Source organism: Saccharopolyspora gloriosae, from assembly GCF_022828475.1.
In the GTDB taxonomy this organism is placed as follows: Bacteria; Actinomycetota; Actinomycetes; order Mycobacteriales; family Pseudonocardiaceae; genus Saccharopolyspora_C; species Saccharopolyspora_C gloriosae_A.
The window spans coordinates 2,706,435-2,723,603 of the sequence record NZ_CP059557.1 but is presented as its reverse complement, the minus strand read 5'-3'; the positions used below and the strand labels follow the sequence as shown (position 1 = coordinate 2,723,603).

The 17,169-nt window shown below is 70.0% G+C and carries 15 protein-coding genes; 5 read left to right on the top strand and 10 right to left on the bottom strand.

What is annotated here, in order from left to right; translation table 11 throughout:
• Positions 1-131: 131 nt before the first annotated feature.
• The 6 genes from H2Q94_RS11650 to H2Q94_RS11625 are packed head-to-tail and all read right to left on the bottom strand — an operon-like array spanning position 132 to position 6,226.
• Positions 132-1,100: a fumarylacetoacetate hydrolase family protein gene (locus H2Q94_RS11650; protein WP_243794588.1), complete on the bottom strand. Its 969-nt coding sequence runs from the start codon at positions 1,098-1,100 to the stop codon at positions 132-134.
• A 57-nt stretch (positions 1,101-1,157) separates the two neighbouring features.
• Positions 1,158-2,096 carry a VOC family protein gene (locus H2Q94_RS11645; RefSeq protein ID WP_243794587.1) on the bottom strand — a complete coding sequence of 313 codons (939 nt, stop codon included), beginning with the start codon at positions 2,094-2,096 and terminating at the stop codon, positions 1,158-1,160.
• On the bottom strand, positions 2,093-3,115 hold the full coding sequence (locus H2Q94_RS11640) for an amidohydrolase family protein (protein WP_243795662.1): 1,023 nt from the start codon (positions 3,113-3,115) through the stop codon (positions 2,093-2,095). Before H2Q94_RS11640 ends, H2Q94_RS11645 begins: the two co-directional genes overlap by 4 nt.
• 2 nt (positions 3,116-3,117) lie before the next feature.
• Positions 3,118-4,251, bottom strand: coding sequence for an FAD-dependent monooxygenase (locus tag H2Q94_RS11635; protein WP_243794586.1), 1,134 nt, complete (start codon positions 4,249-4,251; stop codon positions 3,118-3,120).
• A gap of 23 nt (positions 4,252-4,274) precedes the next feature.
• The gene (locus tag H2Q94_RS11630; protein ID WP_243794585.1) at positions 4,275-5,228 is read right to left on the bottom strand and encodes a cyclase family protein; all 954 of its coding nucleotides are present in this window, start codon (positions 5,226-5,228) and stop codon (positions 4,275-4,277) included.
• A complete protein-coding gene (locus tag H2Q94_RS11625) occupies positions 5,225-6,226 on the bottom strand; it encodes a fumarylacetoacetate hydrolase family protein (protein ID WP_243794584.1) in 1,002 nt (333 codons plus the stop codon). Before H2Q94_RS11625 ends, H2Q94_RS11630 begins: the two co-directional genes overlap by 4 nt.
• 301 nt (positions 6,227-6,527) lie before the next feature.
• On the opposite strand from H2Q94_RS11625, the gene H2Q94_RS11620 reads away from it, so the two are divergent.
• Positions 6,528-7,439: a LysR family transcriptional regulator gene (locus H2Q94_RS11620; protein WP_243794583.1), complete on the top strand. Its 912-nt coding sequence runs from the start codon at positions 6,528-6,530 to the stop codon at positions 7,437-7,439.
• A gap of 81 nt (positions 7,440-7,520) precedes the next feature.
• On the opposite strand, the gene fgd is transcribed toward H2Q94_RS11620, so the two are convergent.
• The 4 genes from fgd to H2Q94_RS11600 form a co-directional block, all read right to left on the bottom strand.
• A complete protein-coding gene (fgd, locus tag H2Q94_RS11615; protein WP_243794582.1) occupies positions 7,521-8,528 on the bottom strand; it encodes a glucose-6-phosphate dehydrogenase (coenzyme-F420) in 1,008 nt (335 codons plus the stop codon).
• A gap of 875 nt (positions 8,529-9,403) precedes the next feature.
• A complete protein-coding gene (locus tag H2Q94_RS11610; RefSeq protein ID WP_243794581.1) occupies positions 9,404-10,738 on the bottom strand; it encodes an MFS transporter in 1,335 nt (444 codons plus the stop codon).
• A 45-nt stretch (positions 10,739-10,783) separates the two neighbouring features.
• Positions 10,784-12,142: an MmgE/PrpD family protein gene (locus H2Q94_RS11605; RefSeq protein ID WP_243794580.1), complete on the bottom strand. Its 1,359-nt coding sequence runs from the start codon at positions 12,140-12,142 to the stop codon at positions 10,784-10,786.
• A 265-nt stretch (positions 12,143-12,407) separates the two neighbouring features.
• The gene (locus tag H2Q94_RS11600) at positions 12,408-13,139 is read right to left on the bottom strand and encodes a FadR/GntR family transcriptional regulator (RefSeq protein ID WP_243794579.1); all 732 of its coding nucleotides are present in this window, start codon (positions 13,137-13,139) and stop codon (positions 12,408-12,410) included.
• A gap of 231 nt (positions 13,140-13,370) precedes the next feature.
• Here H2Q94_RS11600 and H2Q94_RS11595 point away from each other — a divergent pair, with 231 nt between their 5' ends.
• Genes H2Q94_RS11595 through H2Q94_RS11580 form a run of 4 tightly spaced genes read left to right on the top strand, consistent with a single transcriptional unit; the run spans position 13,371 to position 17,108 of the window.
• Positions 13,371-13,910, top strand: coding sequence for a MaoC family dehydratase (locus tag H2Q94_RS11595; protein ID WP_243794578.1), 540 nt, complete (start codon positions 13,371-13,373; stop codon positions 13,908-13,910).
• Complete coding sequence (locus tag H2Q94_RS11590) at positions 13,904-15,136, top strand: CaiB/BaiF CoA transferase family protein (RefSeq protein ID WP_243794577.1); 1,233 nt, start codon at positions 13,904-13,906, stop codon at positions 15,134-15,136. Before H2Q94_RS11595 ends, H2Q94_RS11590 begins: the two co-directional genes overlap by 7 nt.
• Positions 15,121-16,287 carry an acyl-CoA dehydrogenase family protein gene (locus tag H2Q94_RS11585; RefSeq protein ID WP_243794576.1) on the top strand — a complete coding sequence of 389 codons (1,167 nt, stop codon included), beginning with the start codon at positions 15,121-15,123 and terminating at the stop codon, positions 16,285-16,287. Before H2Q94_RS11590 ends, H2Q94_RS11585 begins: the two co-directional genes overlap by 16 nt.
• Positions 16,284-17,108: an HpcH/HpaI aldolase/citrate lyase family protein gene (locus H2Q94_RS11580; RefSeq protein WP_243794575.1), complete on the top strand. Its 825-nt coding sequence runs from the start codon at positions 16,284-16,286 to the stop codon at positions 17,106-17,108. The genes H2Q94_RS11585 and H2Q94_RS11580 overlap by 4 nt, the downstream gene beginning before the upstream one ends.
• Positions 17,109-17,169 lie beyond the last annotated feature (61 nt).

Below are 17,169 nucleotides of genomic sequence, written 5' to 3'. Positions count from 1 at the left end.
TTCTCGCGCAACGATCTTTTTCGCCGTCCCGGGAGGCGGAGCCGTGCGGTTCCGCCTCCCGGGCAGATCATTCTGCGGGGTCTCCAGGCAGCACCCGAAACCTCCGACCGCGCGGTGAGCGACCGGATGCGCTAATGCGAGCGAGCACGGTTCCGGGGCCTGGCCCGGGACGGGTGCACCGGTGGCAGGTCGGTCGCGGGGCCGACGGTGTTGCGGATCGTGCCGATGCCTTCGACGGTCATCTCCACCACGTCACCGGACCGGAGCGGCGGCGGAACGGGCTCACCGCCGCGCCCCCACAGTTCGGCGAGGCAGCCACCGTTGCCGCACGTGCCGGAACCGAGCACGTCGCCGGCGCGCACCCGGGTGCCGCGCGCCGCGTAGGAGACCAGTTCCTCGAACGGCCAGCCCATGTTCGACAGCAGGTCCCGGCCGACCTCAACACCGTTGACCGACACCGCCATGGCGAGGGCCAGGAAACCGTCCTCGTCCCGGTACGCCTCCAGTTCGTCGGCGGTGACCAGCCACGGGCCGAGGGTGCTCGCGGAATCCTTCCCCTTCGCCGGGCCGAGGCTCACCTTCATCTCGCGGCTCTGCAGGTCTCGCGCGGACCAGTCGTTGAAGATCGTGTACCCGAAGATCGCCGAGCGAGCTTCCTCCGGTGAAACGGACTCCCCGTCCCGGCCGAGCACGGCGGCCACCTCCAGTTCGAAGTCGAACAGCCGGGAACCGGGCGGGATCGGAACGTCGTCGTGGGCGCCGACCAGCGCTGCCGGGTTGGTGAAGTAGAACGTCGGCGCCTCGTACCACTCGGGCGGGACACCGCCGCCACCGGAGACGGAGGCGACCACGCCCTCGACGTGCTCCTCGAACGCGACGAAGTCCCGCACGCTCGGCGGTTCCAGCGGCGGCAGCAGCCGCACCCGCTCCACCGGAACCGCCGGGCCTTCCAGCGCGGCCGCCCCGGCGGCGAGCGCGGCCGGCAGGCCCGACCGCACCAGTCCGAGCACCGTCGTCGACTCCGGCAGCGCGTGCAGGCCGTCGGCACCGACGACACCGGCGTGCGAGGTGCCGTCGACCTCATAACTGGCGAAGCGCATCGGTGCGGTTCTCCTCAAGCGTCGTTCGGGCGAAGGAACCCTCGGGTCCCGGCGGGCTCACACGGGCGGAGCGATGAAGCAGCCCCGGTCCGGATCGTTGAAGGACTCCTTCGCCACCAGCTCGTTCATCGGGTTCGACGTCCCCCACTGGTCGGTGACCTCCGGCTCGCTGAAGTCGTAGACGTGCGGGTGCCAGGTGTCCTCGTCGAGCAGTTCCAGTTCGGTGGTGTACTCGATGGTGTTGCCGTGCGGGTCCAGGAAGTAGGTGAACGTGTTGTCCCCCGCCAAATGCCTACCAGGACCCCAGATCTTGCGGTACCCGGACCGCAGCACCCGACCGGAACCGCGCATGTACTCGTCGAGGCCGCGCATCTCGAAGGAGATGTGGTGCAGCGAGGTGTGCGGCCCGCGGGCCAGCGCCATCGAGTGGTGCTGGTCGCTGATCCGCATGAAGTGCATGACATCGCCCATGTGCGGCGAGCTGAGGGTGTCCGAGAGCGCGAACCCGAGGTGCCGCTGGTACCAGAGCCGGGTGCGGTCGAGATCCGGCGAGTTGAGCACAACGTGCGAGAGCCGCACCGGCACCGCCTCCCGCTCCTCGATCTTGCGGTGCGCGCGGACCCGCACGTCGGCGCTGACCTCGATGGTGCGCCCGTCCACGTCGAAGAAGCGGAATCCGTATCCGCCGCCGGGAGTGTCGATCGGTCCCGGTCGCGTGATCAGCTCCACCCCGCCCGCGAGCAGGCGTTCCGCGAGCAGGTCCGCGTCGGCCGGGCTCGCCACTCCGTAGGAGACCAGGTCGAGCCGCTTCTCGTCGGCCTTGCGCAGCCGGATCACGTAGTTCTCCGGTGATCCTTCGGCGGCCAGGAACGACACACCGGAGTCGTCGGCGACCTTCGTCAGGCCCCAGACACCGGAGTAGAAGTCCAATTGCTTGTCGTAGTCCGGCACGGCGAGGTCGACGTGCCGCAGGTGGGTGAGCAGCCGCTCGGTCATGGGGTTCCTCCTCGGATGGGCAGCAGGGCCGCGGCGTTCCCGCCGCGGATGGCGTGGAAATCGGGTTCGGAGACCTCGGCCGCGCGCAGTGCGCCCAGCGGGTCCCCGGTCCCCATGTCGAAGGGGAAGTCGGAGCCGAGCAGCACGCGGCCGGCACCCGCCGCCCGCACGAGCTCCCGCAACGCGAACGGGTCGTGCACGAGCGAGTCGAAGTACAGGTTCCGCAGGTACGCGCTGGGTTCGCGGGCGCAGCCTGCCCGCGCGTCGGGACGGGTGCGCCACGCGTGGTCGGCGCGGCCGAGGTGCGCGGGCAGGTAGCCGCCGCCGTGCGCCGCGATCAGCCGCAGCTCCGGGTGGCGGTCCAGCACACCGGAGAAGATCAGGTGCGACAGCGCCACCGCGTTCTCCACGGGCTGGCCCACGGAGTTGGACAGGTACCACCGGTCCAACCGCTCGTCGAGGGTGCAGCCGAACGGGTGCAGGAACACCAGCGCACCGGCCCGTTCGGCGAGGTCCCAGAACTCCGCGAGCCGTGGATCCGAGAGCTCCACCGGCGGCGCGGCGCCGGAACCGGGCGCGTGCGAGGAGATCTCGACACCGACCAGGCCGCGAGCGAGCGCGTCCTCCAGCGATCGCGCCATCAGGACCGGATGCTGCAACGGCGCCAAGCCGAGGCCGACCAGCCGGTCGGGGGCGGTCGCGCAGTGCGCGGCCGTGCCCTCGCCCGCCCGGCGGCACAGTTCCTCGGCCAGGCCGGGGCCGGCCCAGTGGTGATAGTGCGACGGTGAAGGACTGACGAGCTGCACGTCCACTCCGGCGGCGTCCATCGCCGCGAGCCGCCGAGCCGGATCGGTCAGCAGGGGGAGCCGCTCGCCGATCATCCGGCGGTTGACCGCGAGGGCTTCGGTGCCGTTGCGACGCGCGTCGAGTTCCCGCGATTCGGCGTGACCGGGCCGTCCGGCGACCGCCTCGTCCAGTTCCGGCAGCAGCACGTGCGCATGAACGTCCACTGTGGACATAATCATGGGCGCACCGCCAACGCCGTCATGGTGCGGCCCATCAGGCCGGGGATGTCCGCGTCCGGCGCCGACCGCAGCAGCCACTCCCCGATCCGCACCGATGCGTCCACGACCATCCGCACTCGCGGCATCCGGCGCTCCCGGTAACCGTTCAGCAGCTCGTCGTCCCAGTCCTCGGCGCCGGTCAGCAACTCGGCGAGCACGTGGACGTCCTCCAGGGACATCGCCGCGCCTTGCGCGATCGTGGGCGGGCAGCAATGCGCGGCGTCGCCCGCGAGCACAGAACGACCGCGATGCCACGGTCCTTCCACCAGGTACCGCTCGAACCACGTGTAGTTGATCCGGCGCGGGTCGGTGATCGCGGCGCTGATCTCCGGCCAGGCACCGCCGTATCCCGCTGCCAGACCGCGCATCTCGTCCGCGTAGGAGTCCGGGTCCGGCTTCGCCCGGTCCCGGTTCCGCTCGACCAGGTAGGCGTACATCGTGTCGGGTCCGGTCGGGCAGTACCCGGCGATGAAGCACGGCCCGCCGTAGGCCACATCGGTGCGTGCCACCCCGCGCGGGCGAGGTACGGGCGCCCGCCAGATCGCCATCCCGGTCGGCACCGGCCGGTCGCCGATGCCGATCAGCGCCCGCGTCGCGGAACGCACGCCCTCGGCGATGACGACCAGGTCGTACTCCCCGGACGAGCCGTCGGAGAACCCGACCTCGACGGTGTCGGCGTCCTGACGCACCTCCACGGCCCGGGTTCCCAGCCGCACGCGGGCGCCGGAGGCCCGCACGGCCTCGCTCAGCAGCCGTTGCAGCTGCGGCCGGCGCATGCCGACCGTGGCCGGAAGGTCGGCGCCGCCGGTGCGCAGATCCGTGGCGACGTGCAGCACGGTGCCGTCGGCCGCGGTGATGCCGAGCGAGTCGAACGCGAAGCCCTGAGCGAGCACCGCCGGCAGCACCCCGACTTCTCGCAGGACCCGCAACGCGTTCCCCTGCAACGTGATCCCGGACCCGGCATCAGCGTTCCAGTCCGATGTGGACTCGACCAGATCGACGTCGATCCCGCTCCCGCGCAGCAGGACGGTGAGGGCGTTCCCGGCGGTCCCACCACCGAGGACGAGGACTCGACGATGCGCGTGTCGCATGGAGTTCCCTTCGGGGGCGGTGGTCACTTGACCGCGATCGGGTTGACGGGTGAGCCGACCGCGCCCGTGATGGGCAGCGGCGCGGCGGTGAGCCAGAACTCGTGCACTCCGTCCTGCACGCAGTCCGCGGCGAGCGCATCGAGGTCCCACATCTCCCCGACGAGCAGGCCGATGTTCGGGATGACCACTTGGTGCAGCGGCTGGAACGCGTCGTCGAACTCGTTGGGCCGCACCTCGAATCCCCAGGTGTCGGTGGCGATCGCCGCGATCTCGGTGCGGTGCAGCCATCCCGCCGTGCCGAACGACAATCCCGGCGCCGGACCTCCCGCGTACTCCCCCCAGCCGTCGCGGACGCGAGTCAGCTGCCCGGTGCGGACCAGCACGATGTCACCTCGCCCGACCTCGACGCCGTGCTGCTCGGCGGTGGCGGTCAGGTGCTCCTCGGTGATCGCGAAGCCGTCGGCGAGTTCGCCGCCGCCCACCACCCGGCCCACGTCCAGCAGCACGCCGCGACCGGCCACGTGCGCAGCGAAGTGCTCGATCCCGGTGACCAGGTCACCGTCGGAGGTCACGACCTGCTCGGCCGGACGGCCGTTCCACGCCTTGCCGTGGTCGAAGATGTGCCCGAGTCCGTCCCACTGCGTGGAGCACTGCAACGGCATCGCGATCACGTCGTCGGCCCCGCCCATGCCGTGCGGGAAACCCTGGTTGCCCAGGGCCGCGTCGGTTCCGGTATCGAGCATGGTGTGCACCGGGTTGGTGCGCCGCCGCCAGCCGCGCTGCGGGCCGTCGACGTCGAACCGCAGCGACAGCGACCAGCTCGCACCCCGGCGGATCAGCCCGGCGGCTTCGCGCCGCTTCGCGGAGTCGAGGTGGTTGAGGGTGCCCAGCCGGTCGTCCGGCCCCCAGCGGCCCCAGTTCGAGCAGCGCTCGGCTGCTTCGGCGATCGCCCCTTCCGGGTCAGCGCGGTCGATCACGATTCCTCCCCGACGCAACGCGTGCGCTGCGCGCCCAACCCGGTGATCGCGCTCTCCATGATGTCGCCGTCACGCAGCAGCCGACCCCAGTGCATCCCGTTTCCCGCCGGACTACCGGTGAGCAGCACGTCCCCCGGCAGCAATCGGGCCGATGCGGACACGTGGGCGATCAACCGCGCCACCCCGAAAATCATGTCCTTTGTGGACTCCTCCTGCATCGCCCGCCCGTTGAGGCGCAACGTGAGCCGCAGCGCCCCGAGGTCACCGACGAACTCCGCCGGAACCAGCCACGGCCCGAGCGGGGTGAATCCGGGTGCGTTCTTCGACGCCAGCCAGTCCGTGCCGATCGCGGGCATGTCCCGGCGGAACACCGCGGCCCGGTCGGTCAGGTCGTTGGCGATGGTGTAGCCGGCGACGTACGACAGCGCCTCGTCCACCGGAACGCGGTAGGCGGGCCTGCCGATCACCGCCGCCAGCTCCAGTTCCCAGTCCGGCTTCGCGCACCGGGACGGGATCGCCACGTCGTCGTGCGGTCCGGTGAGCGCGCTCGGCAGGCCGATGAACACGTACGGCAGGTCCTCCGCCGCCCGCCGGTCCATCACCGCCGCGATCTCCGCCCGCGCCTGCTCGGGCGTGCGCGGATCGTCGGCCGCGCGGTGCGCCAGTTCCAGGTCGATGACGTGCTGCCGGTAGTTGGCGCCGGATTGGAAGACCTGCCGCGGCTCGACGGGCGCGTGCACGCGCAGCCGCGCGAGGTCCCGCCACGGCCCGGCCCGATCCCGCACCACCTCGCCCAGCCGAGGGCGAACCTCGTCCCAGCGCTCCAGCAGCGTCCGCACGGATGTTCCACGATCGCCGACGACGCCCCGCAGGTCGAGCGCCACGCCCTCCGGCACGACCAGAGCCGGGAACCGCTCGTTCCCCGGATCCTCGGCCACCGACAGCGTGGCGAGCGCGAACGGCGCGTTGAACAGGACTGCCCCACCTGCGAGTTCCACGAATCCGACCTCCCGATCACCAGGAACCCAGTCTCACCGCCCCACCTGAATCCGGGAAATCGATTCTCCGGATACGCTCCATCCACAACACGAATACAACGCGATGAACAGCAGTTCCTTTCAGCGGCGAAGCCACTGAACAGCGACCACCAGAGCAACAAGACCACCCGCGGGTTCTCAGTGGTCTTCTCGCGAGGACAGCCTTCTCCCTCGTGGCGGAGCCACTTGGGAAAAAGATCCCGCAGCGAGAAGACCGCTGAGGTTCCGCCACCCGACCCCCTGCGAAGAGGACCAACGGCGAATGCAGCTGGAGAGCTTGGATCTCAATCTTGTGGTGGCTCTTCGCGCCCTGCTCGAAGAGCGCAACGTCACCCGCGCCGGTCAGCGGATCGGGCTGAGCCAGCCCGCCATGAGCGCCGCGCTCGCCCGCCTGCGACGGCACTTCGGCGACGAACTGCTCCACCGCGCGGGTGGCGGCTACGACCTCACCGCGTTGGGACAGGTCCTGCTCGACCGCACCACGACCGCCTACGACATGCTGGACCGGCTGTTCACCAGCCGGGCCGATTTCGACCCGGCCACGGAGCGGCACACGTTCACGCTGCTGGGGTCCGACTACGCGATCGCCGTGTTCGGCGCCGAACTCTCCCGCGCCGTCCACCGCGAAGCGCCTCGGGTGCACTTGAACTTCCGCCAGCCCCCGCCGGACGTCGTCGAGCGCACCGGCGCGCTGCTCAGCGGCATCGACGGCCTGCTCATGCCGCACGGCATCATCAGCGACTTCCCGTCGACCGAGCTGTACGCGGACCGCTGGGTTTTCCTGGTGTCGGAGGACAACCCGGAGGTCGGCGACCGGCTGGAGCTCGACGACCTGGCGCGGCTGCCGTGGGTGACCTACCAGCGCACCTACGACGCGCCCGCGGTGCGCCAACTGGGGGTGCTCGGCGTCGAACCGAGCGTCGAGGTGTCGGTGGACGGCTTCCAGAACATCCCGCACCTGCTGGCCGGTACCCGCCGCGTCGCGCTGATCCAGGAACGGCTCGCGGAGCTGTTGCGCCCGGTCGCCCCCGTGCGGGTGGTGGACGGCCCGCACGACGCGGTGCCGCTGCAGGAGTCCCTGTGGTGGCATCCGGTGCACACCCATGACGCCGCGCATCGCTGGCTGCGGGACAAGGCCCGGCAGACGGCTCGAACGATGCCCGACCTCGCGTGACCGCCGGTGCGGCGAACTCGCGCAGGAAAAAGGCCCGCCGTCCGAGTCGGGCTCGGACGGCGGGCCTGGGTACCGCCTGGATCAGGCGCAGAGTTCGCGGATGCGGGGCGCGACGTCCTTGGAGAAGGACTCCAGGAAGCGGGTCTGGTCCGAGCCGGGCGCGTGAAACACGAGGTGGTCGAAGCCGGCGTCGATGTAGGCCTTGACCTCGGAGAGCACCTCTTCCGGGTCGGAGGCCACGATCCAGCGGCTCGCCACCTGCTCGATCGGCAGGTCGTTGCCCGCCTTCTCCATCGCCTCCGGGTCGTCGAGGCTGTGCTTGAGCTCGGCGGGCAGCGACAGCGGCGCCCAGAAACGGGTGTTCTGCAGCGCACGTTCCCGGTCGGGGTCGTAGGAGAGCTTGATCTCGATCATCTTCTCCATGTCGGCGGCCTTCTTGCCACCGGCCTCCGCCCCGGCCTCGACGGCGGGCAGCAGCTTGTCGGTGTAGAGCTCCATGCCCTTGCCGCTGGTGCAGATGAACCCGTCGCCGACGCGGCCCGCGTACTTGGCGACCATCGGGCCACCGGCGGCCACGTAGATCGGCACGCCGCCTTCGGGCCGGTCGTAGATCGTCGCGTTGGAGGTGCGGTAGTACTCGCCCTCGTAGCTGACCCGATCCTCCGTCCACAACGTGCGGATGAGGTCGATGGCCTCGCGGAAGCGGCGGAACCGCTCCTTGAACTCCGGCCACTCGCGCGCGGTCACCGCGGTCTCGTTGAGCGCCTCACCGGTGCCGACGCCGAGCATGACCCGGCCCGGGTACAGCGAACCGAGCGTGCCGAACGCCTGCGCCACCACGGCGGGCTCGTACCGGAAGGTCGGGGTGAGCACGCTGGTGCCCATCTGGATGCTGGAGGTCCGCTCCCCCACCGCGCTCATCCAGGACATCGCGAACGGCGCGTGCCCCTGGTTGTGGCGCCACGGCTGGAAGTGGTCGGAGACCATCACGCTGTCCAGGCCGCATCGCTCGGCCTGGACGGCGTACTCCACCAGGTCGCGCGGGCCGAACTGCTCGGCGGACGCCTTGTATCCGATCTTGATGCTCATAGCTCGCTCGCTTACCTAACCCATCACCACGGTTGCGGGAACGTCGTGGCACTCGTCGTTGAACACCGCGAACAAGGATCGGGGCTCCGCCGCGCACAGGTCCTCGCAGCGCCTCGCGGGCGCGATGACCTGATGCGCGCCGGTTCCGGCGCCGACCGGTCCGCTGCGGCGGACCTCCGGCGCGGATCGGCCGGTGCCGCACTGACACCGACCACACCAGTTCGGAACGGCCTTGTCGCGCAACATATTCCGCGCACGGCCCGAAAACTCGGCCACCCTCGCTCCGGCCGACCGGCCGCCGCACGGGGCGGACACGGCTCGGTCACGGGGAGGTACCAGGGCATGGTGGCCTTTCAGCGGCGCCGGGTGCGCTTCATCGAACAGTCGTACACGATCGCACGCTCCCGGCCCCGATCGGGGCGAGCCCTTATGGGACCGATCACAGTGGACCGAATTCGCCCACGCCGGGTACCGCGACGTGCACTCGAAGTGGCCGCAGCAACCGTGCGAACCCGCACGACTTCGCTGCGTGCACGGGAAAATCTCCCGCCCGCACGCGCGAACGCCGCGCGATCGAGGCGACCGGGCGGACGAGTTCGTCCTACCGGCGCAACGACGGCACGGCGTTCGCAGGACAGCGCAGGAACCCTCGCAGAACGATCTTTTGATCGTGGCCGGTCGTCTTGTCAGCGGCGACGCCGATGAGCAGTGACCAGCCAGCGCGAAAAGACCACCGGCCGGTTCTCAGCGGCTTCCTCGCGAGGACAGCGATTTTCGCTGAGCAGGACTGCTGCAGCGGAAAGCGTTCCCGCAGTGAGGAAGCCGCTGAGGTTCCGCTACCCGGACACTCACGCAAGCCACGTTGAAAGGTCGGATCACGTGTGGCGTTCGATGCGGGTGGAGAGGGTTACGCCGATCACCGTCATGACCCCGCAGAGCACCAGCGTCAACGACAGCGGTACCGACGAACCGCCGAAGGTGCCCACCAGAGCCAGCGCGCCGATCGGCAGCAGGCCGCCCGCGATGGCCGTGCCGAACGCGATGCACAGCCCGGCTCCGGTGTAGCGGGCGTCGACCGGGAACAACTCCGACAGCAGTGACGGCACCGCGCCGTTGAACGCGGCGTAGCAGACCGTGCCGACCAGCATCGCCAGCAGCATCGCGCCGAATCCGCCGCTGTCGACCAGCCACAGCGCCGGGAACGCCCACAGCACCAGCAGCACACCGGAGCCGATCGTGAGCCGTTCCCGGCCCCACCGGTCCGCGTTCATCGCGCTCACCAACGTCAACCCCACCAGCAGCACCGAGGTGATCAGCAGGCCGAACTGGACGTTCACCGCGGTGAGCTCGGGGACGTACTGCTTGGTGTAGGCGACCAGTCCCGTCATCAGCACGTACAGGTAGGAACACGGCGCCGACCACATCAGCGAACCCGCCAGCAGCGCCAGGCCGTGGTCTCGGAACACCGCGCGCACGGTGGGCCGTGCCTGCTTCTCGCCGCTCTCCCGCTTGGCCACCTCGGCCAGGAACGCGGGCGTCTCCTCCAGTCGCCTGCGCAGCACCAATCCGAGCACGATCAGCAGTGCGCTGGCCAAGAACGGCAGCCGCCACGCCCAGGACAGGAACGCCTGCTCGCTCACCCAGAGGTTCACGACGAGGATCACCGCGCTGGCCAACCCGATGCCCAGCACGGTGCCGAGCTGCACGAACGCGCCGTAGAGCGACTTGCGCTTCGGTTCCGCGTGCTCCACCGCGACCAGCACCGCACCGCCCCACTCGCCGCCGACGGCGAGGCCCTGCAGCAGGCGGCACACCACCAGCAGCACCGGTGCCCAGAACCCGGCCACCGCGAACGGCGGGAGCAGGCCGATGGCGACGGTCGCGCCGCCCATCATCAGCATCGACGTCAGCAACGCCGTGCGACGGCCCCGGCTGTCGCCGAGCTTGCCGAACAGCACCGCTCCGAGCGGACGCATGCCGAACGCGACGGCGTGCGTGGCCAGCGCGGCCAGCGTGCCCATCCACGGTGAGGCGCCGGGGAAGAACAGCGGCCCGAACACCAAGGCCGCCATGAACGAGTAGATGATGAAGTCGAAGATCTCGATCAGCGTCCCGAGCAGGGACGAACCGGCGATCCGGGCCGCCGACAACGGCCGTCCGGAAGGTGCCGATCTGTTCTCGCGCGAAGAACGCGCTGCCGTTTCAGGCATGGGAGTACCGCCCTCGGTATCTGGTAGGCGCGGAAATGCGCGGAATCAGGCAGCGCGCAGCGCTTCGGCGAACTCGGCGGCGCTGCCACCGGTGCCGAGCGCGAGCACGTGCTCCATCGTCTGCTGGGCGCGGTCGCCCAGGTTGCCGGTGAACTTGGCGCGGATGTCGGCTTCCGACAGCGGCCGTTCGGTGTGGCCGCGGTTGACGTCCTCGCGGCTGTGCAGGCGGCGGCCGTCGGTCAGCACGATCTCGACTTCCGCCGAGTACGCCTGCGGGAAGCGGCTGTCCGGGTCGTCGGCGATCTCCACCAGCTGCGCGAGCCGCAGGATCTCCGGGTCCGCCAACGATTCCGCGGTGAACTCGTCGAGGGTGAGCCGGTCGCGGGCCAGGCACGCGCCGGCGATGAACGGGAGGCTGAACTTCGCGTCGTAGTCGTCCTGCGGACGGCGTTTGCGCTCGATCGGCTCGCACACCGCGGCGGCCGGGGTCTCGTGGATGAGGCAGCGGACCGTGTCGACCTCGTTCGCGTCGAATCCCTCGGAGTCCTTGAGGAACAGGATCGCGTCGGCGAAGGCGTGGGTGAAGTGGCAGCTCGGGTACGGCTTGACCGCGGTGGACAGCAGTTCCCAGCGCTCCCCCAGTCCGTCGATCGCTTCGGCGGCGTCCCAATCGCTGTCGCGCAGGTGCGTGGCGTAGAGCCCGTAGCGGCCTTCGTAGACCGCCTCCGGTCCGGGCCAGCCGACCGAGGCGAACGTGGCCGCGGTCAGCGCGCTGGTCGCCGCCCACCCGGGGTGCAGGCGTTTCGTCCACGCGCCGTCGGTGAGGAACTCCAGGATGCCCGACGCCATCGAGCCGACGATGCGCTGCGATTCGGCGATGCCGTCGGCGGCGAGTCCGGCCAGTTTCGCCGCGGCGACCGCCGAACCGAACGCCCCCGCCAGCCCCGTGGGATGGAAACCGGCGGCGTGGAACCCGCCGTGCGCGACGGTGCCGATCCGGGCGCTGATCTCGATGCCGAGCACGTAGGCCAGCAGCAGGTCCTCCGCGGAACGGCCGTGCTGAATGCCGGCGGCGAGGCTCACCGGCAGCGCGGTCGCCGAGACGTGCGTGACGGCGGGCAGGTGGGTGTCGTCGAAGTCCAAGCCGTGCACCAGGACCGCGTTGAGCAGCGCGGCCTCCCGCGGCGCCAGTCGATCCGGCAGGCCCAGCACCGGCTGCTCGCCGGGACCCAGCGCGGCCGCGGCCTTGCGCGCCCGCTGCGTGAATTCCTGGTCCACCGCGGCGAACGCGACTCCGACCGAATCGAGCGCGAGATGCCGGGCACGTCCCAGGACCTCGTCCGGAACGTCCCGCAACGTGGTGCGTTCGGCGAATTCGCCGAGCACGTCCGCGATGGCAGGCATGGGCGCCTCCTTGCTGGCCTCGTCATTGATGACCCAGCGGATGCACGGCACATCCGACGCGCACAGTGTGCAATCCCACCCCACACCCAATCAAGACAAAAGTCTGACATTTTCCGCCGCTCGATTTTCGACCCCACCGGGACGGAAGCGGACGATCCCCGTTCGGTGCTGACGGATCAGTGATCCGACGTCAGGGTGGCGAGACACGGCGGCGTGATGCCCGCCCAGTGGCATCGACGCGCGGTTCGGATCGAACGAGGACCGGTCAGTCGCCCATGCGTTCGTAGAGGGGGCGGAGGCCGAGGAGGTGGTCGCGGATCAGGGTTTCGGCGGTGTCGGACTCGCCGCCCGCGACCGCTTCGTAGATCTTGACGTGGTCCTCGTCGATGCCTTCCCACGCCTGCCTGGCCACGCGGTCGCGGTGCATCCGGCCGCGCAGCACCACGTTGATCGGCTGGCACATCACGTGCAGCAGCGGGTTGCCGCTGATCGACACGAGCGTGGTGTGGAAGTCCCAGTGGACGGTGAAGCCCTCGTCCGGGTCGAGGTGCGCGGTGTGCTCCACGGTGCGCCGCAGTTCCGCGAGGTCCTCGGCGGTGGCGCGTTCGGCGGCCAGGCGCGCGGCGTGCGGCTCCAGCAGCAGCCGCGCCTCGATCAGGTTGTCGACGCTCAGGTTCCGCGAGTTGACCAGCAGGCCGAGGCTGCCGCCGAGGTTGTCGGCGATCAGACCGGCGTCGGGTGCGGCGACGAAGCTGCCGCCGGTGGCGCCGCGGGTCGTGTCGATCAGGTGCTGGCTGGCGAGCTGGCGCAGCGCCTCGCGCACGGTGCTGCGGCTGACGCCGAACATCGTGGCGAGCTCGGTCTCGCTGGGCAGCCGCGAACCGGACGGTAGCGCGCCGCTGACGATCTGGTCGCGGAGTTGCTCGGCGACCTGCCGGTAGGCCGCCTGCACGGGACGCACCCGCAACCGCGCGGGGCCGCCTGTATTGGCCGTCATCGTCGCCTCGTTCTTCCTCGGCGGGTCCGGTCGGATCTGGTGTCGTACCGATCGGTGTCGCCCCAGACTACGGGACACCGCCTTCCTCCCGGGGCGACCACTACTCCAATTGTCTGACGTATTGCATCGCGGCCGATCCGCGCCGCATACTCCCCGGAAGCTCCCGGCGCGGTCGCCCACTGCCGATCCGCCCTCGCGGAGCCTCGGCGACGAGGAACAGGAGGTGCGGCGGTGGCCGTGCACGGAGGTCGGCAAGGGCGCTACTTCGAGGACTTCGTCGTCGGAGACGTCTACAAGCACCCGCTGGGGCGCACCATCAGCGAGGCGGACAACACCTGGTTCACCTTGCTCACGATGAACACCCATCCCGCGCACTTCGACGCGCACTACGCCGCGAAGACGCCGTTCGAGAAGGTCCTGGTCAACTCGGGCCTCACCATCGCGATGCTGCTCGGCCAGAGCGTCAGCGACATCAGCCAGCGCGCGGTCGCGAACCTGGCGATGAACAACATCCAGCTCAGCCACCCCGTCTACGTCGGCGACACGCTCTACGGCGAGTCGATCTGCACCGGCAAGCGGGAGTCCAAGTCGCGCCCGTACGCGGGCCTGGTCAACGTGCACACCCGCGCGCTCAACGCCGAGGGCGACGAGTGCCTGTCGTTCGATCGCACCGTGCTGATCTACAAGCAGGAGCACGCCGAGGCGATCGACTCGTTCCCCGAGGCGAAGAACGGCCCGCTGAAGCTGGACGTGGACGGAGGCGCGTGGTGAACCGCTTGCCGTTGCAGGACATGCGGATCCTCGCCGTCGAGCAGTACGGCGCAGGCCCGTTCGGGTCGGTGCACCTGGCCGACCTCGGCGCGGAGATCATCAAGATCGAGGATCCGCGCTTCGGCGGCGACGTCGGCCGCCTCACCCCGCCTTATGCCGAGGACGGCGATTCGCTGTTCTTCGAGGCGTTCAACCGCAACAAGCGTTCCGTCGTCCTCGACCTCACCAGCACCGCGGGCCGCGAGGTCTTCGAGAAGCTGGTGGGCGTCAGCGACGCGGTGTACTCGAACCTGCGCGGTGACGTGCCCGCGAAGATGGGCATCCGCTACGAGGACCTCAAGCACGCCAATCCGCGGATCGTGTGCTGCTCGCTGTCCGGCTACGGCATGACCGGTCCGCGCGCGAAGCAGCCGGGCTACGACTACATGTTGCAGGGCCTGGCGGGCTGGATGTCGGTCACCGGCGAGCCGGACGGACCGCCGACCAAGTCCGGACTGTCCATGGTGGACTATTCCGGCGGGCTGGTGGCGGCGCTGTCGCTGCTGTCGGCGATCCACGGCGCTCGGCGCGACGGGGTGGGCGCGGACTGCGACGTGAGCCTCTACGACACGGCGATCGGCATGCTCACCTACCTCGCCACCTGGCACCTCAACGCCGGGTTCGAGCCGCGGCGCACGCACCACTCGGCACATCCGAGCCTGGTCCCATTCCAGAACTTCCCCACCGCCGACTCGTGGATCGTGATCGGCTGCGCGAAGCAGAAGTTCTGGGAGAAGTTCGTCGAGGTCCTCGGCTCCCCCGCCTGGGCCGCCGAGGAGAGGTTCGCGACCACCTCGGACCGCTACGAGAACTCCACGGCCTGCGTGCAGCTGATCGAGCAGGAACTCGCGCGGCGCGGTACCGAGCAGTGGCTCGCGCTGCTGGAGACCGCCGGGGTGCCGTGCGCACCGATCAACACGATTCCGCAGGCGCTGCAGGAAGAACACACCGAAGCACGCGGCATGGTCGTCACCACCGAGCACCCGCGTTTCGGCCAGGTCAAACAAGTCGCCTCCCCGGTGCGCGCGGGTGAGCCCCGCGCGGAGCACCAGCGCGCGCCGTTCCTCGGCGAACACACTTCGTCCACTTTGGACGAATTGCTCGGGGTGGACGCGGCCGAGTTCCGGCGGCTGGCGGGCGAAGGTGCTTTCGGAGCGGAGGGAGACGCGCCGTGGATTTCGAGCTGAACGAGGAACAGGCCCAGTTCCAGCAGGTCCTGCGGGACTTCGTGAACACCGAGATCGTGCCGGTGGCCAAGGAATGGGAGCACGAAGGCCGCTACCCCACCGAGATCGTGGCGAAGATGGGCGAACTCGGGCTGTTCGGGCTGATGATTCCCGAGGAGTACGGCGGTGTGGACGCCGACTTCGTGTCGTTCACCCTCGTGTTCGAGGAGATCGCGCGCGGCTGGATGGGCGTCGCCGGCATCCTCGGCAGCCACTCCGTGTCCACCTGGATGCTCAGCAGGCACGGCACCGACGACCAGAAGCGGAAGTACCTTCCGGAGCTGGCCACCGGCGCGCGCCGCACCGGCATCGCACTGACCGAACCGGACGCGGGCACCGATCTGCAGGGCATCCGCACCACCGCCGAGCGCGACGGCGACCACTACGTCGTCAACGGCAGCAAGATGTGGATCACCAACGCGCGCTACGCCGACCCGCTGCCCGTGCTGGTGAAGACCGATCGCGGCGCCGAGCCCGCGCACAAGGGCATGAGCGTGCTGCTCGTCGACGCGGACACGCCGGGGTTCACCGTCACCAAGGACATCCCGAAGCTCGGCTACAAGGGCACCGAGTCCTGCGAGGTCGTCTTCGAGGACGTGCGGGTGCCCGCGGAGAACCTGCTCGGCGGCGTTGAGGGCCGCGGCATGCAGCAGGTGCTGTCGGCGCTGGAGACCGGCAGGCTCAACATCGCCGGGCGCAGCCTCGGCATCGCGCAACGCTCCTACGACGAGGCGCTCGCCTACGCTTCCGAGCGCAAGGCGTTCGGCAAACCCATCGCCGAGTTCCAGGCCATCCAGATCCGGATCGCCGAGATGGCCACCCAGTTGCAGGCCGCACGGCTGCTGTCGTACTGGTCGGCCAGCAAACTCGACAGCGGCGAACGCGCCGACCTCCAGACGGGCATGGCGAAGCTGTTCGCCTCCGAGGTCGCGTTGCAGGCCGCGCAGGAGTCGATGCGGGTGCACGGCGGCTACGGCTACTCCGCCGAGTTCGAGATCGAACGGCTCTACCGCGACTCGATCCTGATGACCATCGGCGAGGGCACCAGCGACATCATGCGCACCGTCATCGCGAAATCCCTCGTGGCCGGGAAGGGGAAGGTCGGGTGGTGAATCCGCGCAGCTGGCTGTTCTGCCCCGCCGACCGGCCCGACCGCCTGCGCAAGGCCGCCGACGTCGCGGACGTGGTGGTGGCCGACCTCGAGGACGCCGTGCACGTCGACGGCAAGCGCGCGGCCCGCGAAGCCCTGATCCCGATGCTGCGGGAAGACCCGGACCGGGCGGGCCGGATCTGGGTTCGCGTCAACAACGACGAGCACGATCTCGCCGACGACTTGGCGGCGCTGCGGGACGTGCCGATCGCCGGGATCGTCGTGCCGAAAGCGGAATCGGCGGTGCTGCGGGAAGTTTCGGCACGCACCGAGGTACCGCTGCTGGCGCTGATCGAGACGGCCACCGGCCTGTGGCAGGCGCGGGAACTGGCGACCGTGGAACGCGTGCGTTCGTTGAGCTTGGGCGAATACGACCTCGCCGACGACCTCGGCGTCTGCGCGCCCGAGGTGGACGCGGAGCCGCTGCGCTGGGCGCGTTCCCGCATCGTGGCCGCCACTGCCGCCGAAGGTCTCGCCCCGCCGCCCGCTCCGGTGTCGGTGGAGCTGGCGGACCTGGACGCCCACCGGGCGGACACCCAGCGGTTGCTGCGGTTCGGCTTCTTCGGGCGGATGTGCATTCACCCCAAGCAGATCGGCGAGGTCCACGAGGCGATGCGTCCCGGCCCGGACGAGGTCGAGCACGCTCGCGAGATCGTGCTGGCCGCCGAACGGGCCGAACGCGACGGCCTCGCCGTCCTGGTGGTCAACGGCCGCATGATCGACGCACCGGTGATCCGGCGCGCACGCCGAACCCTGGAGCTGTCCACCGCAGACCAGGCCTGAACCGCGGGTGACCGCCCCGTTCACAGCCGGAACGGCCACCCGCTCCCAGAAAACCCCACCG

Coding starts and splice junctions, on each gene's coding strand:
- H2Q94_RS11650 (WP_243794588.1), bottom strand. CDS start 1,100: ATGCGCTTCGCCAGTTATGAGGTCGACGGCACCTCGCACGCCGGTGTC.
- H2Q94_RS11645 (WP_243794587.1), bottom strand. CDS start 2,096: ATGACCGAGCGGCTGCTCACCCACCTGCGGCACGTCGACCTCGCCGTG.
- H2Q94_RS11640 (WP_243795662.1), bottom strand. CDS start 3,115: ATGTCCACAGTGGACGTTCATGCGCACGTGCTGCTGCCGGAACTGGAC.
- H2Q94_RS11635 (WP_243794586.1), bottom strand. CDS start 4,251: ATGCGACACGCGCATCGTCGAGTCCTCGTCCTCGGTGGTGGGACCGCC.
- H2Q94_RS11620 (WP_243794583.1), top strand. CDS start 6,528: ATGCAGCTGGAGAGCTTGGATCTCAATCTTGTGGTGGCTCTTCGCGCC.
- fgd (WP_243794582.1), bottom strand. CDS start 8,528: ATGAGCATCAAGATCGGATACAAGGCGTCCGCCGAGCAGTTCGGCCCG.
- H2Q94_RS11610 (WP_243794581.1), bottom strand. CDS start 10,738: ATGCCTGAAACGGCAGCGCGTTCTTCGCGCGAGAACAGATCGGCACCT.
- H2Q94_RS11605 (WP_243794580.1), bottom strand. CDS start 12,142: ATGCCTGCCATCGCGGACGTGCTCGGCGAATTCGCCGAACGCACCACG.
- H2Q94_RS11600 (WP_243794579.1), bottom strand. CDS start 13,139: ATGACGGCCAATACAGGCGGCCCCGCGCGGTTGCGGGTGCGTCCCGTG.